Genomic DNA, 24,312 nt, shown 5'->3' with positions numbered 1-24,312 from the left:
CCCGACAGGCGCCCGCCCAATAGCCGTCTTGGGCACAACGATTGGAGACCTCCCATGCGCGCCCAGCCCACGGCTTCGCACTATGTCAACGGACGCTATATCGAGGACGAAGGCGGCGCGCCGCTGCCGGTGATCTATCCGGCCACGGGCGAGACCATCGCCATGCTGCGATCGGCGACGCCGAACGTGCTGGAACTGGCGGTCGAGGCCGCCCGCGCCGCACAGCCGGCCTGGGCGCGGCTTAAGCCGGTCGAGCGCGGCCGCATCCTGCGCCGAGCCGCCGACATTTTGCGCGCCCGCAACGCCGATCTTGCCCGCATCGAGACGCTCGACACCGGGAAGGCGATCCAGGAGACACTGGTGGCGGATGCACCTTCCGCCGCGGACTGCCTTGAATATTTCGCCGGCGCGGTCGCTGTCTTCAACGGCGAAGCGGTCGACCTCGGCGGGCCATTCGCCTATACGCGCCGCGATGCGCTCGGCGTCTGCGTCGGCATCGGCGCATGGAACTATCCGATCCAGATCGCCGGCTGGAAATCCGCACCCGCACTCGCCATGGGCAATGCCATGGTGTTCAAGCCATCGGAAAACACGCCGCTTTCGGCGCTGGCGCTGGCCGAGATCTACTCGGAAGCCGGCCTGCCCGACGGGCTGTTCAACGTCGTGCAAGGCTATGGCGACGTCGGCGCCGGCCTTGTCGGCCATGATGTCGTGGCCAAGGTCTCGGTGACCGGCTCGGTGCCGACCGGGCGCAAGGTGCTGTCGCTAGCGGGCTCCAGGATGAAGCACGCGACGATGGAACTCGGCGGCAAGTCGCCGCTGATCGTCTTCGACGATGCCGATCTCGAAAATGCGATTGGCGGCGCCATGCTCGGCAACTTCTATTCGACCGGCCAGATCTGTTCCAACGGCACGCGCGTTTTCGTCCAGAGTGGCATTCACGACCGCTTTGTCGAGCGGCTGATCGAACGGACCAAGAAAATCCGCATCGGCGATCCGCTCGACCCGGAAACGCAGATGGGGCCGCTGGTCTCCAAGGCACAGCAAGACAAAGTCGTCGGCTATATCGAGGCCGGCAAGCACGATGGGGCGACGCTGGCCTGTGGCGGCAATGTGCCGTCGCTGCAGGGTTTCCAGGGCGGCTTCTTCGTCGAGCCGACCGTATTCACCGCCGTTACCGACACGATGCGGATCGCCCGCGAGGAGATTTTCGGCCCGGTCATGAGCGTGCTGAAATTCGACAGCGAGGACGAGGTGATCGACCGCGCCAACGACACCGAGTTCGGTCTTGCCGCCGGCGTCTTCACGCGCGACCTGCCGCGCGCCCACCGCGTCATCGCCGAGTTGCAGGCCGGAACCTGCTGGATCAATGCCTACAATCTGACACCGGTGGAAATTCCCTTCGGCGGCGTCAAGCAATCGGGCATCGGGCGGGAGAACTCGCTGGCGGCGCTGGCGCTCTATTCGCAGCTGAAGTCGATCTATGTCGAGACCGGGGACGTCGCCAGTCCGTATTGATCCCGCCTACTTCTCCGCCGTTCCATCCAGATACTGCGTCAGTGCACAGACCAGATGGTAGAAGATGCTCGCCGGCACGTCAGATGCCAGCGAGCGGCCGCGCTCGTCGATGCGATCGATCCACAGGCCGAGCGGCGCCGGGTCGACGTGCCAGCGGAACAGCCGGCCGACCCTCGCCTCGATCTCCGGCTTCAGATCGGGGCCGCCCGAGCCATCCAGGGCGATCGCCGCCTTGAGCGCCTCGGCCTGCGGCCAGCTGCGCGATATCAGGTCGAGCGGCAGTCCTTGCCGCGAGACTGCACCATAGGCAAGGCCGGTGGCCCGGTTGAGGCCATTGGCGATTGCCGAGGCGTAGAGTTTTCGGGCAAAGACGCTCAGTTCGGCCTGGCCGCTGCGGCCGGCGAAATCGACCAGCAGCGATGCCCATTCGAAGTGATGGCCAGGTTCGGTCCAGGTCCCCTTCTCTCCCGGTACCGGTTTCCATTCTGCATCGAAATACTCTCCGAGCGTCCAGCTCTCGGCGTCGAAGAAATGGCTGCGGAAGAGGTCTATGATGCGCGCCGCGCGACGCAGATGCGCACGCTCACCGGTTGCCTGGTGCCAGGCCAGGAAAGCTTCGAGCAAATGCATGTGCGGGTTGGAGCGTCGCTCGCCCGCCCCGTCCGAGGTGTCGAGGAAGCCGGTCATGCGGCTGTCCTCCAGATGCGCATCGAGGAAGGTGAAGGTCTCTTGGCCGAGCCGCAAGGCGTCGGCATTGCCCGACATATGCGCATGCGCCAGCGCCAGCAGGATGCAGGAATGATCGTAGGCGTCCTCGACGGGATCGGCGACGGAGCCATCGACATTCAGCGTGCGCACCCAACCGCCCCGTTCGGTGCGGCCCTGCCCCGCCATGAAGTCGATGCCATGCGCGATCAGCCGGTCGGCCGGCCCGGTCCAACCGCGCTCCTTGGCAACCGCGAAGGCATAGACCTGCCTGGCCTGGGTGCGCATGCGCTTGGGCTTGACGAGCGGCTTGGCGTCGAAACCCAGCGCCTCGTGGAAGCCACCGTGGCGCTCGTCGACGCCTGATGTCGACCACAACGGCAAGGTCTCCTGGAACAGCCAGTGATGAACGCGCCGCCGCCAGGCGCCACTTTCGATGACGCGGTCATGCGCCGGCGTGAACCTGGTTTCCAGCCGTCCCGATTTTTCGAGTTGTTCGACGATCTTCTTGACGTGCTGGCTGTGGCTCACCGGGGCAACGAAAGTGGCATCCGCCGTCGAGACAATGGCAACGTCCTTCATGCCGATGGCCGACAGCAGGCGGCCGTCGCTGCGGATATAGGAATTCTCGCAATCTATGGCGACGACATCGCCGACAACGACGTTGCCCCGGTCGTCGGCGGGACCGACATCGAGGAGCGATTGCCAGGAGCCGAGATCGTTCCAGCGGAAGCCGGCCGGCACCATGGCTATGTCTTTTGCCCGCTCCATGATGGCATAGTCGATCGAGTTCGACGGGATCGCCGCGTAAAGTTCCAGCGGCATATAGAGGCCGGACAGGTCCGTCGTGGCCGCCTCGTAGGCCGCTTCGGTGGCGTGCCAGATGTCGGGCTGGAATGTCTTGAAGGCGTCGCGCATGGCACCGGCCCGAAACAGGAAGATGCCGGTATTCCAGTAGAAATTTCCCGCCTTGAGATAGTCGTTGGCCGTCGCAAGGTCGGGCTTCTCGACGAAGCGCGAAACGTCGAACACCCCGCCCTTCTCGGCCGATACCTCGATATAGCCGTAACCGGTTTCCGGCTGGGTCGGTTTGATGCCGAACACCACCAGACGACCGGCGCGCGCCGCCTGCGATCCCGCCTCGATACTTTGCCAGAATTGCCCTGCCGTCGCTATTTCATGGTCCGAGGGCACCACCAGAACCAGGCTGTCGCCGAATTCCGACAGCGTGCGCAGGGTCGCCAGTGCGACGGCGGCGGCCGTGTTGCGTCCCGCCGGCTCGAACAGCGGGCCGCCGCCGGCAAGATCGAGACCGGCCAAGTCGGCATGGACACGATCGGCGTGACGCTCCGATGCGATCAGGAAGATCGGCGTCTCGCCAGCCGGTCTCGCCGTCAGGCGGCGCAAGGTCTTGGCGAGCATGGAACCGTCGCCCGACAGATCGTGGAACTGCTTGGGATTGTCCTCGCGTGACAGCGGCCACAGCCGAGAGCCGACGCCGCCGCTCATGACAAAACTGACGATGCGCTGGCCCATGGATGCCCTGTCAAAAAGTCTGGTTGTAAGCGCCGACTTCCGGACTGCGGCGCAGCACGGCATCGACGGCATCGAACATCTGCCGGCGACGCTCGGACGAGACCGGACTTTCGACGACCACGACCAGTTCCGGCTTGTTCGACGAGGCGCGCACCAGACCCCAGGTGCCGTCCTCCGCAATGACCCGCACGCCATTGACGGTGACAAGGTCGACGATCTTCTGGCCGGCGAAACTGGAGCCGTCCCGCTTCATCGCGTGAAAATCGGAGACCACCCGCTCGACCACGCCGTACTTCACATCGTCCGCGCATTGCGGGGACATTGTGGGCGTGCCGAAGGTCAGTGGCAGTGCCCCGTAGAGATCGGCCATCGAACTGGCGGGGTTACGGTCCAGCATCTGACAGATGGCGATTGCCGTGACCAGTCCGTCGTCATAGCCGCGCCCGATCGGGGGGTTGAAGAAGAAGTGGCCTGATTTTTCGAAGCCGGCGACCGCGCCGAGTTCGGCAACCCGGCGCTTGATGTAGGAATGGCCGGTCTTCCAATAGTCGGTAACGGCGCCATTGGCGCGCAGCACCGTGTCGGTGTTGAACAGTCCGGTCGACTTGACGTCGACAACGAAGGTCGAACCCGGATGGAGCCGCGAAATATCCCGCGCAAGCATGACGCCGACCTTATCGGCAAAGATCTCGTTGCCTTCATTGTCGACGACACCGCAGCGGTCGCCGTCGCCATCGAAGCCCAGACCGACATCGGCCCCTGTCTCCAGCACCTTGTCCCTGATTGCATGCAGCATCTGCATGTCCTCCGGATTGGGGTTGTAGTTTGGAAACGTATGATCAAGCTCGACATCGAGCGGGATCACTTCGCAGCCGATGCGCTGCAGGGCTTCCGGGGCAAAGGCGCCAGCAGTGCCGTTGCCGCAGGCGGCGACCACTTTCAGCTTTCGTGTGATGCGCTTGTCCCTTGTCACATCGTCGAGATAGGTGGCGCGAAAATTGTCGACGAAATCATAGGAGCCGCCGCCGGTAAGGTCGAAATCGGCGGCCAGCACGATCGCCTTCAGCGCGCTCATCTCCTCGGGGCCGAAGGTCAGCGCCCGCGCCGCTCCCATCTTGACGCCGGTCCAGCCATTCTCGTTGTGCGATGCGGTGACCATGGCCACCGACTGCGTCTCCAGCGCGAACTGCGCGAAATAGGCCATCGGCGACAGCGCCAGACCGATATCCTTCACCCGTGCGCCGGCCGCCATCAGCCCGGAAACCAACGCCAGCTTGATGCCGAGCGAATAGGATCTGAAATCATGCCCGGTGACGATGTCAGGCCCAGCGCCGAGCCGCCGGATCACCGTGCCGAGCCCCATGCCAAGCGCCTGGACGCCGATCAGATTGAGTTCAGGCGGCACTGCCGAACCGGGATGGCCGAACCACCAGCGCGCATCATATTCACGAAAACCGGATGCCTTGATCAGCGCCGCGGTTTCGAATTCGAAGCTGTTTGGCCACGCTTCGCCGACAATATTTAGGGGCAAGACGGCAGGGCTCCAAGCGGCAGAAATACGATCCATCAACGCAGCGGCTTAGCACACAAGGCTTTAAGCCGCGTTTATCCCGGACGGAAATTCGGGCCTTCCGGCAATGCCCGCAGAAAGCGGACGAAATGCGACAGAAGGGCTGCCATTGCCGCTTGCAGGAACGATGTGTGGCGGCTATAAGCCCGCGATCTGGTCACGGAGTGTAGCGCAGCCTGGTAGCGCACCTCGTTCGGGACGAGGGGGTCGCAGGTTCAAATCCTGCCACTCCGACCAGAAAAAACAATGTGTTAGCGCATCCCGACTTTGGCGCTCCACCCGAGATTCACCAGAGATAGAGCCTTGTCCAAGATGATGCCTGTTCCTAGGGAACGGACACGAGATTCGTTCCTCTTTGGGGGCATGGGCCACGAAGTCCCTGCCCCCATATGCAGGCGTTTAACGGAGGCCGAAAAAGCTCAATACCGCTATGACGACGACCACCGCTCCCACAAGCCAAATGATGTTGTTCATAATCTCACTCCTGTTGCCTGGTGAAGCCCGCGCCTCTGGCGGAGGACGCGGGCCGATCAGCCTTTGCCTGCTGATCTTCAGCGAACACCAAACCGTGATGTCCGCTGCGGGAAGAACTGTTAGGCCGGCCTAATGTTCCGTCGCCTGACGGGGATCTGGCGACAGGTGGGCGAATTGTCTTAACAATTGCGGCAGAGCGTTCCTCCCTGGCAGTGACAGAACGCGGGTGATGTTTGCCGCCGCCTGCGCAGATGGCCGGAAGCAAGCCTCCTCTTTGCCAATCGTGGCGACGCGATAGCCAGCCCTTCGCTTGCGTGCGGCTGTCCCCCGGGAACCGGAACCAAAGGGATCAGCAGCAGTTGTAACCAACGAAGGGCTAATCAAAGCAGTTGGAGAACTTGCAATGAAAACAATGATCATGTGCGCTTTGGCGCTTTCAATGGGATTGCCCGCTTTGGCTTCGGCAGCCGAGGCCGACGTCGTCATCAGGACCCACCATCGGCACCACCACAACGTCAGGATCATCAATGAGGAAGGCCAGCGCCTGCATCACCGACACCACGGGACGGTGGCGTTCTATGACCACGGCCGCCGGCATCACGATCGGAATGCAGTCGTCGTCACCGGCTCCGTTTCCACCCACCACCGTCACCATCATCCGGTGGTAATGGAAAACGGCGGTTACTGATGCCCAACTGGTGGCCCGGCTCTCGCGAGCCCGGCCACCAGGTGACTTTGCCTAGCACGCTCGCGCGCGTTTCATGTGAATAGCTTCGAGTTCTCGCCCGCGGCTGAATGCAGCCATGCGAAGCGATCGTTTCAACTTCGAATCTCCCATACCGCTCGGAATCGCGGGAATTCTGCTCGGTGACCAGGTCATTTGAGCTGGCCTGGCCAAGACTTCAGGGTTCGCCAGATCCATGCTCGCTCACGAAGCCTATCGGCTTGGGAAAGAACTGGGCTGCGCTAATGTGCCAAGAGATTAGCTGAGGACTATTCCAGCCACCATGAAGGTGATGGCAACCGCGAAAATCGGTGCGAGCAACCAGCGCGCCTGACCAACACTCTTCTCCATCAAATTCCTCCGGTATTTGCAGCAGACAACGGTGACGAAGAGCGACTGTTCCGGCCGGCCCGCTTGGCAAGACCAATGCGTTCCAGGCCCAGACTTAGGTCCGACCTCCGCCCGACCGAAGCCCTGCCCTGGGAACGTTTCCGCTCGGCCCAAGTTCGAGATCGGGCGCGGGAAAACCAAGCGAAGCGGGAACGGATGAGCACCACCATGTCGAACCATGAGACTGTAACATCCCATGTGTTGGGGATGCGCATAGATAGCCTCAAAACCAGAATGCAACACGCTCAGATCACCGAGGGTGAAATGAAGACCTTCCAAAAGGTAGCGGCCGTGATTGAAGGCGGGCGAGGCCGCATCGACGGCGACGATCTGATCGCCGCATCCTTCGTTACCGACACGCTGACGGACGCGATGTCCGAGTAACCATGCCAACAATCAGTAAGCTTTTCGAATCCCATGCCGAAGCGGCGCGGATTGCCGGCGACCTGTTGGCGGCCGGGGTTCCGCGCGTACAGGTCGCCATTATCGGGCCCTACCGTGACGAAATCGATGTCCTGAGGTCTCCGGGTGTCATGCTGGGCGCTGCCGCCGGGCTGTTGGCGTGCCTCGGCGCCGTTGCTGTTTACGACATCAACCTTTTCCCGACCGGCCTATCGGCTATAGCCTTGGCCAGCGTGTTCTGCGGCGGCCTTGGCGGATTGCTCGAAGCCATTGTCGCGGCCGCCAGAAGACCCGAGCGGCCAAGTATTGGCGGGGGGATTGTGCTGGTGACGGCGCATGTCGACGACAATGCGACCGACATTGCCCAGATGATGCTCGGCGGTTGTGACTCCATGACCGAATTGGCCGCCCAAGCAGCGTAAAAATTCCGACAGCGATAATTGGCCGATAGCCAGTGCAGAACGCGAGCACTGGCCGGCCGGTGAAACTTTGACGAATTGGCTATCAGCGCTAGGTTGATCGATGAAGATCAGGGAGGCGGCAAAAACGGCCGGGCCGGACGCGCGCATGAGTTTGATTTCAAGGACAAGGTCGGCACCCGCTCTTCTGGCTGCGGCCTTCATGGCTGCCGGATGCTCATCGATCGGCAGGACGGCCGATCCGGCCAAATACGAGAGCATGAGCTGTAGCGACCTCAACAGTGCGCTGGGAAGCAGCGCGCGCGACATCTCGCAGACGGCGATCACCCGCGGCAAGGTCGTCAACACCAGCGTGCCGCGCTGGCTGCTGGGCGGATCGCGCGTCAAGACCGCAGTCGCCAACCGCGAAACGGCCAGGATCGACCGGCTGAAGCGACAGCAGGATGCCATTGTCGCTGTGCGCGCACGCAAGTGCGCGAGCTGAGCGACAGACGACGCCACGACAATTGCCCCTGCCGGCGCCTTACGCGCTCAGTCGAAACCGTGTGACGTCGATCGCGGCGTTCATCAGCGTCTGCGTATAAGGCGCCCGTGGATTGTTGAAGATCTCTTCCGTCGGCCCCTCTTCGACGATCTTGCCTTGCTTCATGACGATGATGTAGTCGGCCATGGCGCGCACGACCGACAGATCGTGGCTGATGAAGAGGTAGGACAGTTCGTGGTCGGCTTGCAGCTTGCGCAGCAGTTCGACGATCTGTTTCTGCACCGAGCGGTCAAGCGCCGATGTCGGCTCGTCCAGCACGACCATCTTCGGCTTCAGAATCATGGCGCGGGCAATGGCGATGCGCTGCCGTTGTCCGCCGGAAAATTCGTGCGGGTAGCGGTTGCGGGCATTGGGGTCGAGGCCGACCTCGCGCAGGGCCTCGACCGCGCGCTGGTCGCGCTGCTTTCCTGAAAGGTTGGGCTCATGCACCAGCAGCCCCTCGGTGACGACCTGACCGACGGTCATGCGCGGCGACAGCGAGCCGAACGGGTCCTGGAAGACGAGTTGCATCTGGCGCCGCAGTGGCCGCATCTGCTGCCGGTCGGCAGTGGAGATATCGCGATCGCCGAACCGAATGAGCCCATCGCTCGGCAGCAACCGCAGCAAGGCGCGGCCGAGCGTCGACTTGCCCGAGCCGGATTCGCCGACAATGCCGATGGTCTGGTTGCGCTGCAGCCGGATCGAGATGTGATCGACGGCCCGCAGCATCAGCGGTTCGCCGGCCAGAAACCCACCGCCGATCCTGAATGTGACTTCGACATTCCTACCTTCGAGCACCACCGGCGCATCGGCTGGCGGCGGCGCCTTGGTTCCCGTCGGCTCGGCCGCCAGCAGCATTTTGGTGTAGGCGTGCCGCGGATTGGCAAAAATGGTTTCCGCCTCGCCTTCCTCGACCACCTCGCCCTGGCGCATGACATAGACACGGTCGGCAAAGCGCCGGACGATACCGAGGTCATGGGTGATGAAGACGATCGCCATGCCGAGCTTGCGCTGCAGTTCGGCCAAAAGCATCAGGATCTGCGCCTGGATGGTGACGTCAAGCGCCGTCGTCGGCTCGTCGGCGATCAGGATGTCGGGGTCATTGGCGAGCGCCATCGCGATCATCACGCGCTGGCGTTGGCCGCCGGACATTTCGTGCGGATAGGATTTCATCCGTCGCTCCGGATCGGGAATATGCACGAGCCGCAGCAGCTTGAGCGCCTCTTCATGCGCTGCGGCAGCGCTCAGGCCCCGATGGCGGCGGATCGGCTCGATCAGCTGGTTGCCGATCGAATAGAGCGGATCGAGCGAAGTCATCGGTTCCTGGAAGATCATGCTGATCTTGCGGCCGCGGACCTTGTTCAGCTCGGACTTGCTCAGGGTCAGCAGGTTGCGGCCGCGATAGTCGACATGGCCCGACGCTTCGCCATTGGAGGCCAGCAGGCTCATCGCCGCCATCATCGTCTGGCTCTTGCCGGAACCGGACTCGCCGACCACGGCAACCGTTTCGCCCGCGTTGACGTGGATGTTGATTCCCTTGACCGCTTCGACCGTACCGTCGAGCGTGCGGAAGCGGACGCGAAGGTCCTTGACGCTGAGGATCGTTTCGGAAGCAGCCATTTCAGCGGTCCCCATCTTTATCGATCCCGTGGGTCGAGCGCGTCGCGCAGGCCGTCGCCGACGAAATTCAAGGCGAACAGCGTCGAGACCAGAAAGAAGGCGGGAAACAGGAGCAGCCAGTTGGCGGTGCCGATGTTCTTGGCGCCGACCGAGATCAGCACGCCCCAGCTGGTCATCGGCTCCTGGATGCCAAGCCCGAGGAACGACAGGAAGCTCTCCAGGATGATGACCTGCGGCACCAGCAGTGTCATGTAGATCACCACCGGGCCAAGCAGGTTCGGGATGACATGGCGGATCAGGATGCCACGCTGGCCAATGCCCATGGCTTCCGCCGCCTGGACATATTCCTGCCGGCGAATCGACAGCGCCTGGCCGCGCACGATGCGCGCCATGTCGAGCCACAGCACGGCACCGACCGCCAGGAACATCAGCACGAAGTTGCGGCCGAAGAACACCACCAGCATGATGACGAAGAAGATGAACGGCAAGGAATAGAGCACGTCGACGATGCGCATCATCACTTCATCGACCTTGCCGCCGGAAAAGCCGGCGGCGGCGCCGTAGATCACGCCGATCACCACCGCCACGACACCGGCCAGCAGACCGATGGCCAGCGATATGCGCCCGGCCATCAGCGTGCGGGAGAGAAGATCGCGGCCGGTATTGTCGGTGCCGAACAGGAAATACTGCTGCTTGACCGATGCGCTCATCGTTACTTCGAGGCCGTCGGGCGACTTGTTTTCGATCTTGGTGTCATCGAAGGCATCGGAACGGTCGAGGTAGCGGATGTTGCGGTCGTCGATCGGCTTGGTCGACTTGACCGTGACGAAGACCTGGCTCCCCTCTTGGTGCCAGTCCTTGATGTCGACTCGCATGCGCTTGATCGCTTCGGTAAGTGCCGTCTCGATCATGTCGGGTTTCGGATAGGCTGAGAGGCTTGGCGGCATGCGCACATAGTCGGCGTAGATGGTCGTGTATTGATGCGGCACGAACCACGGGCCAAAGACGCTGATGATCCCAATCAGAACGAGGTAGTAGAGGCTGAACATGGCGGCGCGATTGGCCTTGAGGCGCGCCCAGGCATCGCCCCAAAGCGAGCGACCAACGATTGCGGGGGCCGTGGCTGCGATGTCAGTCATAGCGCACCCTCGGGTCGACGACCGCGTACATGACGTCGACGATCAGGTTGAAGACGATGGTAAAAATGGCGATCACCACCACCGTTCCCATCACCAGCGTATAATCGCGGTTGAGCGCGGCATCGACGAAATAGCGGCCGACGCCGGGAATGGAGAAGATCGTCTCGACGATGACCGAGCCGGTCAGCAGTGCCGCCGCCGCCGGGCCGGTGAAGGAGACGATCGGCAGGATGGCGCCGCGCAACGCGTGCTTGACCACCACCGACCAGTCGGAAAGGCCGAGCGCGCGCGCCGTTCGGATATGATGGGATCGCAGCGATTCGATCATCGAGCCGCGCATCAGGCGGGCAACGATGGCGATTTGCGGCAAGGCAAGTGTCAGCACCGGGCCGACCTTGTTGATGAAGGCGCCGTCACCCCAGCCGCCGATCGGCAGCAGCCTCCAGGTCAGCCCGAAGACAAGCTGGATCACCGGCGCGATGACGAAGGTCGGGATGGTGCTGCCGGCGGTCGCCAGGGCAATCACCGTATAGTCGCCAAGCTTGTTCTGGTTGAGCGCGGCGATGGTGCCGAGCACGCTGCCGAGCAGCAGCGCCAGGATCAGCGCCGAGGCTCCGAGCTGCACGGAAATGGGCAGGCCCTTGGCAAACAGTTCGGTGACGGTGAAATCCGGCATGTTGTAGCTCGGGCCGAAATTGCCGCGCAGCAGATTGCCGAGATAATGGACATATTGCAGCCAGAGCGGATCGTTGAGGCCGAACTGGGCTTCCAAGTTGGCCTTGATCTCTGGGCTCAGCCCCCGCTCCTGGTTGAATGGACCGCCTGGCGCGACGCGCATCAGGAAGAACGCCATCGTCACGATGACGAACAGCGTCGGGATGGCGGTCAAAAGCCGCCGGAATACGTATCGCAGCATCGGTGCCCCACTTGATCCAGAGCACGCCCTTCCACTCGGACGATTGCGCTCCAGCCTTCAAATCTTCACACCGGATTCTTCCGAAAATCGATTTCCGCTTCCCGGGCCGATGCGATGGCAAACCAGCACCGCCGCGCTCTTTAGAGCGCGGCGGCTTGGCCAGGGATCAATCCTTGCTGACGAAGCGCGACGGATGCACGTCCATCACATTGTCGACGAAGCCATGCAGCTTCGAGGAAACGATGTCGTGGTAGCTGTAGTAGAGAAGCGGGATCTGGCCGACGTCGTCGATGAGGATGCGCTCGGCCGCGGAGAGGTCCTTCATGCGCTCTTCGGGCTTGCCGCCCGCGGCCGCCGCCTTGTCCATTGCCGCTTCGTATTGCGGGCTGTTGTAGTTGGAATAGTTGTTGCCGCTGGCCTTGCGCGTGATACCGAGGAAGGTCTCTGGATCCTTATAGTCGGCAATCCAGGCGGCACGCGCCACGTCATAGTCGCCCTTCTGCTCGAGGAAGGAGTAGTGGGTCTTGGTGTCGGTGTTGAGCAGCGTGACGTCGACGCCAAGCGGCTTCAATTGTTCCTGGATCGCCACTGCCGTGTTCTTGTGGTTTTCCGAGGTGTTGTAGCGGATTTCCATCTTCAGCGGATGTTCGGGGGTGTAGCCAAGCTTCTCGAGGATCTTCTTGGCCGCGTCCTCGCGGTCGATCTGCGGCATGTCGGCGTATTTGGCCATTGCGGGCGTATAGCCCTCGATGCCGGGGGGCACCATCGAATAGCCGGGCAGCATCGAATTCTGCCAGACCTTCTCGGCGATGAAATCACGGTCGATCGCCATCGAGATGGCGTTACGCAGTTCGGGGTTGTTCCACGGCGCCTTGTCGGTCTTGATGGCATAATAGTAGGTGCCGAGATACGGCCCGACATGGATCTGGTCGCCGAACTTGGTCTTGAGGTCGGCGAGCTGTTCGGTCGGCAGATCGTCATAGCTGTCGAGTTCGCCGGCCTCGAAGCGCTTCATCGCCGACGAACGATCCTCGGTCGGAATGTAGTTGACCACGTCGAACTTGACGGTCGCGGCGTCCCAGAATTTGGGATTCTTGACCAGTTTCATGTGGTCGTTGGGAACCCATTCGGCCAGCGTATAGGCGCCGTTCGAAACCAGATTGCCCGGCTTGATCCAGTCGGCGCCAAGCTTTCCAATCGAGGCCTTGCTGACCGGATAGGTCGCCTGATGGGTCAGCATCTCCAGGAAGTACGGCGTCGGCGCCTTCAGCGTCACCTCAAGGGTGCCGGCGTCGATCGCCTTGACACCCATGTCCTCGGGCTTGCCCTTCTTGGTGTTGACATCCTCCGCGCCCTTAACCGGATACAGCATCGAGGCGTATTCGGCGCCGGTCGCCGGATCTTCCAGCCTGTGGAAGGCATAGACGAAGTCCTCCGCCGTCACCGGGCTGCCGTCCGACCACATGCCGTCCTTGCGCAGCTTGAAGGTGTAGACGGTGCCGTCATCCGATACCGTCCAGCTTTCGGCCGCGCCCGGAATGAGGTTCGCCTTCTGGTCCTGCATGACCAATCCCTGGAACAGGTCACGCAGCACATTGGCTTCATAGACCGTCGAGGTCTTGTGCGGATCGACCGACTCCGATTCAGCGGCGGTGCCCCTGTTATAGACACTCTCCGCGAAAGCCGGCGTGTAGAATGCGCCGGCGGTTACGGCCATGGTGGTGGCGAATACCGTCGCCTTCAGCATGTTTTTCAGCATGAAGTTCTCCCTGTCGGCGCTGCCATCGGCGCGCCTTACGTGTTGACGCCCCGAAGCCGATGACTGGCTCCTTTGAGCGCGCCCCCGGTTCCCTCCGGCGGCTGGTGGCAGGAGACTAGACAGGAGGTAAGCTCTTTTCAACCGAGTACTGATTGACCCTAAGTCAATCCCCATTGTCGAGAAAGCAACGGCTAAATTAGAGATTCGTTTTCAATCGACCGCACCCTTTGGTTGCACCCAGAGTTTTCGCTTTCTGCATGCGAATTTGGGCATGCTGGTGCCATGGTTCACCACCCCATTTTCGAGGCCCGAAGTCGCCGTTTCCGATCAGACAACTCGGGAACTTCAGCCGTCGAGTTCGCTTTGCTGTCACCGCTTTTCATTCTTCTTCTACTCGGAATGGTTGCATACGGCATCTATTTTGGCGCCGCCAATTCGATCCAGCAAATTGCAGCCGACGCTGCCCGAACAGCCATCGCTGGGGTGAACCAGACCGAGCGGCAGACGCTCGTGGCCAGCTATCTCACCAACAATGCCGGCGGCTACCCCTTCGTGGACGCCAGCAAACTGACCTATCAGGCCAACGACAGCATCGCCGACGGAAGCCAGTTCGTGGTGTCCATCTCCTACGATGCCCGCAACCTGCCGATCTGGAACCTGTTCCCCGGCATAGCCATGCCAGGGACGACCATCAAGCGTCAGTCAACGATCAGGGTCGGGGGTATCTGAATGCTGCGGCGGGCGGGCAAGGGTATCGACCGGCTTGCACGGTCGATGATGGGAGACAGGAAGGCGAACTTCGCCGTCATGACCGCATTGAGCGCGCCGGTCGCATTGGCATTGGCGGCTGTGGCCATTGACGAAGCCTCCATCTACACCGAGCGCCGGGAAGCCCAGGCGATGGTCGACCTGGCGGCGATTACCGCCGCCTCGAACATCAACAACGTCAACACCGCGGTCGTCACCACACTAACCGACAACGGCATGCCGGGCGTCGTCGTTCAAGCTTCGGGCCAGACCATTGCCCCGGCCACCGGCAAAACGGTGGTGACGGTCACGCAGGGCCGATATGCCTCATCGACCGCCAATGTCAGCCAGCGCTTCCAGGCGGGTGTCACGCCTTACAATGCCGTCCGCGTCACTTTGGCAAAGATTCCGAACCGCTATTTCGCAAGTTCGCTGATCCCCACTCCCGTCATCGGCACCCAGGCCACGGCCAGCATGACGCCGCTGGCGACGTTCTCGGTCGGATCGCGGTTGCTCAGCGTCAATGGCGGCATCCTCAACGCACTTTTGAGCGGACTTCTCGGCGGCAACATCTCGCTCAGCGTCATGGACTACAACGGGCTGATCTCGGCGGATGTGAGCGTGCTTTCCTTCATCAGTGCGCTCGCCACGCAACTGAACATCACGGCCGGTACCTATTCCGACGTTCTGGCATCGAAGGCGACGGTCGGCCAGATCGCTACCGCCATGGCCAATGTTCCCGGCCTCGGCAATACGGCCAAGGTCGCCCTGCAGACCATCGCCTCCAAATCGACCAGCACCGTCAAGATCCCGCTCAGCAGCCTTGTCGACCTTGGTTCGGTCGGCAGCCTGGGCCTCGGCCAACAGCCGTCCGGGCTTGGGGTAGACGCAAGCGCCATGGGCATGCTGACGGCAGCCGCCGTGCTCGCCAACGGTACCAACCAGGCCGCGATCGATCTCGGCGCCACCATCCCGGGGCTGCTCTCCACCAAACTCAGCATCGCCATCGGCGAGCCGATGCAGTCCTCGCCCTGGCTGGCGATCGATGGTATCGGCACTGTCGTGCGGACCGCCCAGACGCGCATCAAAGTAGCCGCGACAGTCGGCGGCGCAGGCGGCAATGTCGGTGGGGGCATTACTCTGGTGTCGGTCAACCTGCCACTGCATGTGGAAGTCGCCTACGCCGAAGCCAAACTCACCGACATAAGCTGTCCTACGGGTCCCGACAGCATCAAGGTCACCGTTTCTGCCCGCCCCGGTGTTGTGGAAGCGCATTTGGCCGACAGCAGTAGCTCCGGCTTTGCCGATTTCACCAAACCGGAATCGTTCTCCGACACTGAAATCGCAAAGGTCAGTCTTCTGATCAATCTACTTTCAGTGACGGGCTCAGCGGCATTTGAAATGGCCAACAACGCGCCGACCGCATTGACCTTCAACAAGGCCGACATCGACGCCAAAACGATAAAGACAGTCTCCACGCAAAACCTGACACAGTCTTTGACGACCTCCCTGATCACTGATCTGTCGCTGACGACCAATTTGCTGGGCTTGCCGCTGCTGAATCTGAATACCTTGCTTTCCACCGTGCGGCCGGCAGTGGTTGCGCTCTTGAACGGCGTGGCGGCGCCGGTCGACGAGTTGGTTTACAATTTGCTCGGAGCCCTTGGTGTGCGTGTCGGCCAGGCCGACGTGCGCGTCACCGGCGCGACCTGCGGCCGGGCGGTGCTCGTTCAGTAGGACCGCCTAGCCACAACCGAAGTGCCAATCAGTCGAGCCGGCCGAGAAAGCAGCCGAGAGTTGGCAGCGAGAGGGTGTTTTCCTCGACAGAAGCGGTCCCGCCGAAGACAGCCGTGACGGGTCCGATATCACCCACCAACGGCAAGGTCGCCGGCTCCTCAGCGAAATTGAAGACACAGAGCAACCTCTCGTCGCCACCTTCGCGGATGAAGGCGAGCACGTCGCCCTCGGTATCGAGAAAGCGGATCGAGCCGCCGACCAGCGCCGGATGCTGTTTGCGCAAGGCAAGCGCCGAGCGGTAGGCCGACAGCACCGATTGCTCCTCGCCGTTCTGCACATCGACAGCGCGGGCGCGATGGCTTGCCGGCACAGGCAGCCAGGGTTTTGCAGTGGAAAAGCCCGCATTGTCGGCGTCGGCCTCCCAGACCATCGGCGTGCGGGAACCATCCCTGCCCTTCACGCCGGGCCAGAAGCGGATGCCGACCGGATCGCGCAGATCCTCGTAGGCAAGCTCCGCCTCCTCAAGGCCGAGTTCCTCGCCCTGATAGAGGCAGATCGAGCCGCGCAGGCAGGCGAGCAGCATGATCGAGAATTTGGCCACAAGATCGGGATCGCCACCGGGCCGCATCCAGCGGCTGACATGGCGCACCACGTCGTGGTTGGAAAACGCCCAGCAAACCCAGCCGTCGGCCACCGCGCTTTCGCAGGCCTCGACGCAGCCGCGCACATGCGCCGCCGAAAACTGCGAACCGAGCAGGTCGAAAGTGTAGCTCATCTGAAGCTTGTCGCCGCCGGAGGTGTAGGCGGCGAGCGTCTGCAGCGAGCGGCCCTCGTCGCCGATTTCGCCGACGGCGGCGCGGTCGCCATATTCGTCGAGCAACGCGCGGAAGCGCCGTAGGAACGCCAGGTTTTCGGGCTGCGTCTTGTCGAACAGATGCTCCTGATAGAGGTAGGTGTTGGTCTCTGTGTTGGTGCCGGCGACGCTCGACGCCAAGGGCGGATTGCCGCGCAGCCAGCGGTCGTGGACATAGTAATTGACCGTGTCCAGCCGGAAGCCGTCGACACCGCGATCGAGCCAGAACCGCACCGTGTCTAGCAACGCATCCTGGACTTCCGGGTTGTGGAAATTGAGGTCTGGCTGCGAGGCGAGGAAATTATGCATGTAATATTGGCGGCGGGTCGCATCCCATTCCCAGGACGGCCCCCCGAAGACCGACAGCCAGTTGTTGGGCGCGCCGCCGTCGGGCTTCGCATCGGCCCAGACGTACCAGTCGGCCTTGGCATTATCGCGGCTGGCCCGGCTTTCGATGAACCATTCATGCCTGTCGGATGAATGCGACAGCACCTGGTCGATGATGATCTTCAGGCCGAGCCGGTGGGCTTCGGCGATCAGCGCATCAAAATCGGCCAATGTGCCGAACATCGGGTCGACGTCGCGATAATCCGATACATCATAGCCCATGTCGGCCATCGGAGACTTGAAGAAGGGCGACAGCCAGACAGCGTCGACGCCGAGCGAGGCGATATAAGCGAGCCTCGACGTAATGCCGCCGAGATCGCCGCTGCCATCACCGGTCGTGTCCTGAAAAGAGCGCGGATAGACCTGATAGATGACGCAGCCGCGCCACCATTCGGCTCCCTGCCCCAAACTCTCACCGGTCATCACGAACCCTTCCTGACGCCGCCGTTTCCGGTTCGGCTCTCGATCATGAAATTGACGCTGCGCCCCGGCAGCGGGCGCGCAAGGTCAGTCACGTGCGTTTCGATCGCCGGATGCCATCGAAAACCTTCCCGCGCCGGCAAGGTGAAGACGCATTGGCGGCGGTCGCCATTGATCAGGACGGCAAGCCTGCCTTCCTCGCCGCCAAGCAGCATGACGAGGCGATGCCGGCTGGTATCGTTCCAGTCGGTCGCGTCGAGCGGCTCACCGGTCTCGGTCAGCCAGACGACTTCGGGAACGCCTGAAGCCGCAATCGGTTCTCCGGTCAGGAAACGCGTGTCCGACAATGCGGGCACCGCCTGGCGAAGTGCCGCGAGTACGAATGCGTAACGCTCCAGCTTCTGATCGCGGCCTGCCCAGTCAAGCCAGGTGGTGGGGTTGTCTTGGGCGTAGGCGTTGTTGTTGCCCTTCTGGGTACGACCGAATTCATCGCCCGCGGTCAGCATGATGGTGCCGTGCGAGGCGAACAGCGTGGCGAGCAGAGCGCGCTGGTCGTCGAAACGGGCCTTGACGATCGCCGTGTCGTCCGTCTCGCCTTCGACGCCATTGTTCCAGGACAGGTTCTCGTTATGGCCGTCGCGGTCCTGCTCGCCATTGGCCGCGTTGTGCTTGCGCTCATAGGCGACGATGTCAGCCAGCGTCATGCCGTCATGGGCGGCGATAAAATTCACGCCGCGGCTTGCCGGCTCCCCTGCCCTGTTAAACACGTCGGACGAACCAGCAAGGCGCGTTGCGAGAGCACCGACCATGCCGGCATCGCCGCGCCAGAAGCGTCTGACATCGTCGCGATAGCGGTCGTTCCATTCAAGGAAAGGCGGCCGGAAATTGCCGAGTTGATAGCCGTTTGCCCCGATGTCCCAAGGCTCGGCGATCAGCACGCGGTCGTAAAGCACCGCATCATGGGTGATGGCCTGGAGCAGCGGCGCTTCCGGATCGAAAGCACCATCGACCCGGCCCAGCACCGGAGCCAGATCGAAACGGAAGCCGTCGACACCGGCCTGGCGAACGAAGTGACGAAGTGTGTCGAGCACCATTTCCCGCATCACCGGATGGTCGCAAGCGATCGTGTTGCCGGTGCCCGTGTCATTGACCAGCCCGCCATCCGGCCGGTGCCGATAGTAGGCCTTATTGTCGAGGCCGCGCAGCGAGAGCGTCGGCCCCAGCCTGTCGCTTTCGCCGGTGTGGTTGAAGACCAGGTCGAGAATGGTGCCGATGCCGGCCCGGCGCAACGCGGCGACCGTGTCCTGCAATTCCGTCAGGCCGCCGGGCGCGAGGCGCGGGTCGAGCGCCATGAAGGTGACGGGATTGTAGCCCCAGGCGTTGCTCAGGCCGAGCGGCGGCAGATGCCGCTCGTCGATGGAGGCCGTGATCGGCATCAGTTCCACGGCGGAGACGCCGAGCTTTTGCAGATGCTCGATGATGGCTGGGTGGGCAAGAGCACCGATCGTACCGCGCTTCTCTTGCGGTACATCCGGATGCAGCTTGGTGAAGGCGCGGACGTTCAGTTCGTAGATCAGGCCGCCAGGGCGAAACAGCGGCGGCAGGATCGATGGAGCCGTGGGCAAGGCCTTGGTCACGGTCTTGGGCATCAGCGACGCGGTGTCGGCGCCCTCATTGCGCCGCGCGGCGAGCCGCCAGTGATAGGCGTAGGGCCGGTCGATTTCGACGGCGTAGGGATCGGTGAGCAACTTGTCGGGGTCGAACCACAGCCCCCGCTCGGGCGCATAGTCGCCATCGGCGCGCAGGCCATAGCGCGCGCCCGCGGCCAGGCCGGAGACAAAGAGTGAATGGACGCCGTTGCCTTCCAACGCCAGCTCGAGACGATCGAGTTCGCGGTTTCCCTGCTCGTCAAAGATCGAAACCCAGAGCCGTCTTGCCGACGAGGACCATGCGGCGAAGCGGATGCCTTCGCTGGTGATGGTGGGGCCGAGCTGGGTCAAGAGCGCTCCACCGCCCTCAAGTAATGACGCTCGGCTTGTTGCGCCCGGTGTGGCTCTTGATCCCGGCAATGTCGTCGGCCGCCGAAATCAGGTCGGCGAGCGCCTCCTGCGTGTCGAGGTCGTGCCTCGACTTGTCCGGCTCGTAGCGCTCGATATAGACGCGCAAGGTCGCGCCAGACGTACCGGTGCCCGAAAGCCGAAAGACCACGCGCGAGCCGCCTTCGAACAGCACCCTTATGCCCTGGTGCTCGCTGGTCGAGCCGTCGACCGGGTCGTGGTAGGCGAAATCATCGGCATTGGCGATCTTCAGGCCGCGCACGCTGGTGCCCGGTAGCGAGCCGAGCTTGGCCCTGAGTTCGTCGACCAGCGCATTGGCGCGGCCGCTCTCAACCTCCTCATAATCATGGCGCGAGTAGTAGTTCCGGCCATAGGTCTCCCAATGCTCGGTGACGATCTGCTTGCAGCTTTCGCCGCGCGCGGCGAGGATGTTGAGCCACAAGAGGACCGCCCACAGACCGTCCTTTTCGCGGACATGGTTGGAGCCGGTGCCGGCACTTTCCTCGCCGCAGATCGTCGCCATGCCGGCGTCGAGCAGATTGCCGAAGAACTTCCAGCCGGTCGGCGTCTCGTAAATCCCGACACCTAGCTTGTGAGCGACGCGGTCGGCCGCGCCACTGGTCGGCATCGAACGGGCGATGCCTTTCAGCCCATCCTTGTAGCCCGGCGCCAGCCGGGCATTGGCGGCGAGCATGGCGACCGAATCCGAAGGGGTGACGAAAATGCCCTTGCCGATGATCAGGTTGCGGTCTCCATCGCCATCGGAGGCGGCGCCGAAATCGGGCGCGTCCGGTCCCATCATCTCATCATAAAGGTGCTTGGCATGGACCAGGTTGGGGTCCGGGTGATGACCGCCGAAATCGGGCAGCGGCTTGAAATTGCGGCAGGTGCCGTTCGGTGCGCCGAGGCGGTGTTCGAGGATTTCCTTGGCGTAGGGCCCGGTCACCGCATGCATGGCGTCGAAGCGCATGCGGAAGCCCGACTTGAACAGTTTGCGCAGCGCATCGAAATCGAACAGGCTCTCCATCAACTCGGCATAGTCGGTAACCGGATCGATGATCTCGACGGTCATGCCGGCAGCCTCGACTGTCGCGACCGTATCGATGTCAATCGGGTCGATGTCGGCGATCTTGAAGCTCGAAATCGTCTTGGTCTTGGCAAAGATGGCGTCGGTCAGCTTTTCCGGCGCCGGGCCGCCATTGCCGGCATTGTACTTGATGCCGAAGTCCTCGTGCGGGCCGCCGGGATTGTGGCTGGCCGAGAGGATGATGCCGCCGAAGGTCTTGTATTTGCGGATGACATGCGAGGCCGCGGGCGTCGACAGGATGCCGCCCTGCCCGACCATCACCTTGCCGAAGCCATTGGCGGCCGCCATGGCAATGGCCTTCTGGATGACCTCCCGGTTATAGAAACGGCCGTCGCCGCCGATCACCAGGGTCTTGCCCTTGAACCCGTCGAGTGCATCGAAAATCGACTGGATGAAGTTCTCGGCATAGTGCTCCTGCTGGAACACTGGCACCTTCTTGCGCAGGCCCGACGTGCCGGGCTTCTGGTCGGAATAGGGCTTGGTGGAAACGGTGCGTATCATGCTTCAGGCAACCCTTTTCGAAAGCAGCAGGCGATAGAGTTCGACGTATTTTTCGGCGCTTCGATCCCACGACACATCGGTCTTCATGCCCTGGCGCTGGATGGTTTCGAAGATTGCGGGACTGGCGTGGGCGTCGGCCAGGCGTCGGATCGCGTGCAGCAGCGCGCCGCCATTGTTGGGGGCAAACTGGAAGCCGGTCGCCACGCCGGCGGCAAACGCTGCTTCATTGGCATCGATGATGGTGTCCGCCAGGCCGCCGGTGCGGGCGACGACCGGCACGCAGCCATAGCGCAGGCCGTAAAGCTGCGTCAGCCCGCAAGGCTCGAAGCGCGACGGGATGACGATGGCGTCGCAGCCGCCCTGCATGGTGTGCGACAGTCCCTCGTCATAGCCGACGACCACGCCGATGCGGCCACGATGGCGTGCGGCCGCGGCCAGCAGCGCGCCTTCGAGGCCGGCGTCGCCCGAGCCGAGGATGGCCAGCCTTGCGCCTGTCGCGACGATGCCGTCGACCACCGTCGCCAATATGTCCATGCCCTTCTGCCAGGTCAGGCGGCTGACGACGCAGACAATCGGACTGCCGTCGCGGTCGAGGCCGAAACGGTCCTCGACCGCGGCCCTGTTCGGCGCGCGGGCCTTCAACGTTTCGGCCGTATAGGTAGATACCAGATGCTTGTCGGTTGCCGGATCCCAGATGGCGGTGTCGATGCCGTTGACGATGCCATGGAGATCGCTGGAACGCATGTTGATAAGGCCGTCGAGGCCCATGCCGAATTCCGGCGAACGTATCTCCTGCGCATAGGTCGGGCTCACCGTGGTGATCGCCCAGGCGGCCTGCAGGCCAGCCTTAAGGAAGCCGACACCGCCATAATATTCGACGCCGTCAAGCGCCATCGCCGCGGCAGGCAGGCCGAGCTCGCCGAAGATACCGGCCCCGAACTGGCCCTGGAAGGCGAGATTGTGGACGGTCATCATGGATGGGGTGCCGACCGCCTTGCCATAGCGCATATAGGCCAGCGTCATCGCCGACTGCCAGTCATGGGCATGGACGATGTCGGGGAGGTAGCCCGAGATGGCGCCCCCGGCGATATCGCCGCCGGCCTGGCTCAGCGCCGCGAAGCGCCGCCAATTGTCCGGCCAGTCCGCGCCCGAGGCGTTGCCATAGGGGCCGCCGGGGCGGTCGAACAGATGCGGCGCGTCGAGCACGAACAAATCGAGCCCGGCGACTTGGACAGCATGGACCGCGGCCTTGCCGCCTTGCAGCAAGGGATACTGATAGACGGCCTTCTTTTTCTTGAAGGCGCTCATCACCACAGGAAAGCCCGGAACGAGCGTACGCATGGCCACGCCCTTGGCCGCGAGCGCGATGGGCAGCGCCCCGGTCACGTCGGCAAGCCCGCCGGTCTTGATCAGCGGGAAGATTTCGGGAGTGACCGACAGAACCTGCATGCGCTTAACGATCCGCTTCCCATCCATGCCGCCCAAACCGTGTGCGGTTTGGACCACGACATGCACAAAACACCCTAAAGTGACAGCTTGTTGATCACCTGTTCAGGTTGACAACTTGTTGATCATGTCCTGTGTGATCAGGCAGATACCCTTTTCCGAAACCCGGAAGCGCTTGGCGTCGAGGACGGGATCCTCGCCGACCACCAGCCCTTCGGGTATCCTTACGCCGTGGTCGATGACGACGCGCTTCAACTTTGCGTTCCGGCCGACATGAACGTCGGGCAGCATGACAACCTCTTCCAGCGTCGAATAGGAATTAATGCGCGCGCCGGTGAAGATCAGGCTTTTCTTCAGCGAAGCGCCCGAGACGATGCAATCGCCCGACACCAGTGACGAAATGGCGGAACCGCGCCTGCCGTCCTCGTCATGCACGAACTTTGCCGGCGGCTTCAGTTCGGCATAGGTCCAGATCGGCCAATCGCGGTCGTAGAGGTCGAGTTCCGGCGTCACGTCGGTCAGGTCGATGTTGGCCTCCCAATACGCGTCGACCGTCCCGACATCGCGCCAGTAGGCCTCGTTCTCGGCGGTCGAACGCACGCAGGACTTGGTGAAGCGGTGCGCGATCGCCTTACCGTGCGTGACGATATAGGGGATGATGTCCTTGCCGAAGTCGCGGCTGGAGCCCGGCTCGGCGGCATCGCGGCGCAGTTGCTCCATCAGGAACTTGGTCTTGAAGACGTAGATGCCCATCGAGGCCAAGGCGAATTCCGGGTTACCCGGAATGCCGGGCGGGTCAGCGGGTTTTTCGACGAAGGCGATGATGTTGTCCTTGGCATCGACATGCATGACGCCGAAGCCGGTCGCCTCCATGCGCGGCACTTCGAGGCAGCCGACCGTGACATCGGCGCCGGCATCGACATGCTGGCGCAGCATCATCTCGTAGTCCATCTTGTAGATGTGATCGCCGGCCAGGATTACCATGTATTCCGGGCCATAGGCCTCGATGATATCGATGTTCTGGTAGACGGCGTCCGCCGTGCCCTCATACCACTGCGTTTCCGACACACGCTGGCTGGCCGGCAGGATGTCAAAACTCTCGTTTCGTTCGGGCCGCAGGAAGTTCCAGCCGCGCTGCAGGTGGCGGATCAGCGAATGCGCCTTGTATTGGGTGGCGACGCCGAGGCGGCGGATGCCGGAGTTGAGCGCATTGGAGAGCGCGAAATCGATAATGCGTGTCTTGCCGCCGAAATAGACCGCGGGCTTGGCGCGCCGGTCGGTCAGTTCCTTGAGGCGGCTGCCGCGCCCGCCGGCCAACACGTAGGCCATGGCGTCGCGGGCCAGCGGCTGCGTTCTCTTCAAGTCTGCCATTTATACCCTCC

At 62.6% G+C, this 24,312-nt stretch carries 18 protein-coding genes and 1 tRNA gene; 8 read left to right on the top strand and 11 right to left on the bottom strand.

Annotated features, from left to right (window positions below; all coding sequences use genetic code 11):
* Positions 1-54: 54 nt before the first annotated feature.
* Positions 55-1,518 carry a betaine-aldehyde dehydrogenase gene (betB, locus tag FJ543_RS28180; RefSeq protein WP_140878478.1) on the top strand — a complete coding sequence of 488 codons (1,464 nt, stop codon included), beginning with the start codon at positions 55-57 and terminating at the stop codon, positions 1,516-1,518.
* 6 nt (positions 1,519-1,524) lie between these two features.
* Here the strand turns inward: betB and FJ543_RS28175 are convergent, their stop codons facing one another.
* Positions 1,525-3,759, bottom strand: a complete 2,235-nt coding sequence (locus FJ543_RS28175; RefSeq protein WP_140878476.1) for a mannose-1-phosphate guanylyltransferase/mannose-6-phosphate isomerase — start codon at positions 3,757-3,759, stop codon at positions 1,525-1,527.
* A gap of 10 nt (positions 3,760-3,769) precedes the next feature.
* Positions 3,770-5,290, bottom strand: coding sequence for a phosphomannomutase/phosphoglucomutase (locus tag FJ543_RS28170; protein ID WP_140878474.1), 1,521 nt, complete (start codon positions 5,288-5,290; stop codon positions 3,770-3,772).
* A 199-nt stretch (positions 5,291-5,489) separates the two neighbouring features.
* Here FJ543_RS28170 and FJ543_RS28165 point away from each other — a divergent pair.
* The 5 genes from FJ543_RS28165 to FJ543_RS28145 all read left to right on the top strand — a co-directional run bounded on the left by FJ543_RS28165 (position 5,490) and on the right by FJ543_RS28145 (position 8,222).
* Positions 5,490-5,566, top strand: a tRNA-Pro gene (locus tag FJ543_RS28165).
* Between the two features lie 640 nt (positions 5,567-6,206).
* Entirely contained in the window at positions 6,207-6,491 is a 285-nt protein-coding gene (locus FJ543_RS28160) for a hypothetical protein (protein ID WP_140618613.1), read from the top strand.
* Between the two features lie 582 nt (positions 6,492-7,073).
* Complete coding sequence (locus FJ543_RS28155) at positions 7,074-7,301, top strand: hypothetical protein (RefSeq protein WP_318011560.1); 228 nt, start codon at positions 7,074-7,076, stop codon at positions 7,299-7,301.
* A 2-nt stretch (positions 7,302-7,303) separates the two neighbouring features.
* Positions 7,304-7,741 carry a hypothetical protein gene (locus FJ543_RS28150; RefSeq protein WP_140717825.1) on the top strand — a complete coding sequence of 146 codons (438 nt, stop codon included), beginning with the start codon at positions 7,304-7,306 and terminating at the stop codon, positions 7,739-7,741.
* 145 nt (positions 7,742-7,886) lie between these two features.
* A complete protein-coding gene (locus tag FJ543_RS28145) occupies positions 7,887-8,222 on the top strand; it encodes a hypothetical protein (RefSeq protein ID WP_140823817.1) in 336 nt (111 codons plus the stop codon).
* A 39-nt stretch (positions 8,223-8,261) separates the two neighbouring features.
* Here FJ543_RS28145 and FJ543_RS28140 read toward each other — a convergent pair whose 3' ends face one another.
* The 4 genes from FJ543_RS28140 to FJ543_RS28125 form a co-directional block, all read right to left on the bottom strand.
* Positions 8,262-9,881, bottom strand: coding sequence for an ABC transporter ATP-binding protein (locus tag FJ543_RS28140; RefSeq protein ID WP_140878472.1), 1,620 nt, complete (start codon positions 9,879-9,881; stop codon positions 8,262-8,264).
* A gap of 17 nt (positions 9,882-9,898) precedes the next feature.
* A complete protein-coding gene (locus FJ543_RS28135; protein ID WP_015318680.1) occupies positions 9,899-11,020 on the bottom strand; it encodes an ABC transporter permease subunit in 1,122 nt (373 codons plus the stop codon).
* A complete protein-coding gene (locus FJ543_RS28130) occupies positions 11,013-11,936 on the bottom strand; it encodes an ABC transporter permease subunit (RefSeq protein ID WP_015318681.1) in 924 nt (307 codons plus the stop codon). The genes FJ543_RS28135 and FJ543_RS28130 overlap by 8 nt, the downstream gene beginning before the upstream one ends.
* Before the next feature lie 166 nt (positions 11,937-12,102).
* On the bottom strand, positions 12,103-13,695 hold the full coding sequence (locus FJ543_RS28125; RefSeq protein WP_140878470.1) for a peptide ABC transporter substrate-binding protein: 1,593 nt from the start codon (positions 13,693-13,695) through the stop codon (positions 12,103-12,105).
* A gap of 282 nt (positions 13,696-13,977) precedes the next feature.
* Here FJ543_RS28125 and FJ543_RS28120 point away from each other — a divergent pair, with 282 nt between their 5' ends.
* Positions 13,978-14,424 (top strand): TadE/TadG family type IV pilus assembly protein, encoded by a 447-nt coding sequence (locus FJ543_RS28120; RefSeq protein ID WP_140618623.1) that lies wholly within the window; start codon positions 13,978-13,980, stop codon positions 14,422-14,424.
* Complete coding sequence (locus tag FJ543_RS28115; RefSeq protein WP_140663196.1) at positions 14,425-16,179, top strand: TadG family pilus assembly protein; 1,755 nt, start codon at positions 14,425-14,427, stop codon at positions 16,177-16,179.
* A 28-nt stretch (positions 16,180-16,207) separates the two neighbouring features.
* Here FJ543_RS28115 and FJ543_RS28110 read toward each other — a convergent pair whose 3' ends face one another.
* From FJ543_RS28110 to glgC, 5 genes are all read right to left on the bottom strand, one after another.
* Positions 16,208-17,842, bottom strand: coding sequence for an alpha-glucosidase family protein (locus FJ543_RS28110; protein WP_140878468.1), 1,635 nt, complete (start codon positions 17,840-17,842; stop codon positions 16,208-16,210).
* Positions 17,842-19,839, bottom strand: coding sequence for a glycogen debranching protein GlgX (glgX, locus tag FJ543_RS28105; RefSeq protein ID WP_140878466.1), 1,998 nt, complete (start codon positions 19,837-19,839; stop codon positions 17,842-17,844). The genes FJ543_RS28110 and glgX overlap by 1 nt, the downstream gene beginning before the upstream one ends.
* A gap of 16 nt (positions 19,840-19,855) precedes the next feature.
* Positions 19,856-21,484 carry an alpha-D-glucose phosphate-specific phosphoglucomutase gene (locus tag FJ543_RS28100; RefSeq protein ID WP_140878464.1) on the bottom strand — a complete coding sequence of 543 codons (1,629 nt, stop codon included), beginning with the start codon at positions 21,482-21,484 and terminating at the stop codon, positions 19,856-19,858.
* 3 nt (positions 21,485-21,487) lie between these two features.
* A complete protein-coding gene (gene glgA / locus FJ543_RS28095; RefSeq protein ID WP_140878462.1) occupies positions 21,488-22,933 on the bottom strand; it encodes a glycogen synthase GlgA in 1,446 nt (481 codons plus the stop codon).
* A gap of 102 nt (positions 22,934-23,035) precedes the next feature.
* Positions 23,036-24,301: a glucose-1-phosphate adenylyltransferase gene (glgC, locus tag FJ543_RS28090; protein ID WP_015318689.1), complete on the bottom strand. Its 1,266-nt coding sequence runs from the start codon at positions 24,299-24,301 to the stop codon at positions 23,036-23,038.
* Positions 24,302-24,312: the final 11 nt, after the last annotated feature.

Origin of the sequence: Mesorhizobium sp. B2-5-7 (assembly GCF_006440875.1) — a bacterium.
Lineage (GTDB): Bacteria > Pseudomonadota > Alphaproteobacteria > Rhizobiales > Rhizobiaceae > Mesorhizobium > Mesorhizobium australicum.
Note: the sequence above shows the minus strand (reverse complement) of the source record. Positions and strands in the feature narration are given on the sequence as shown.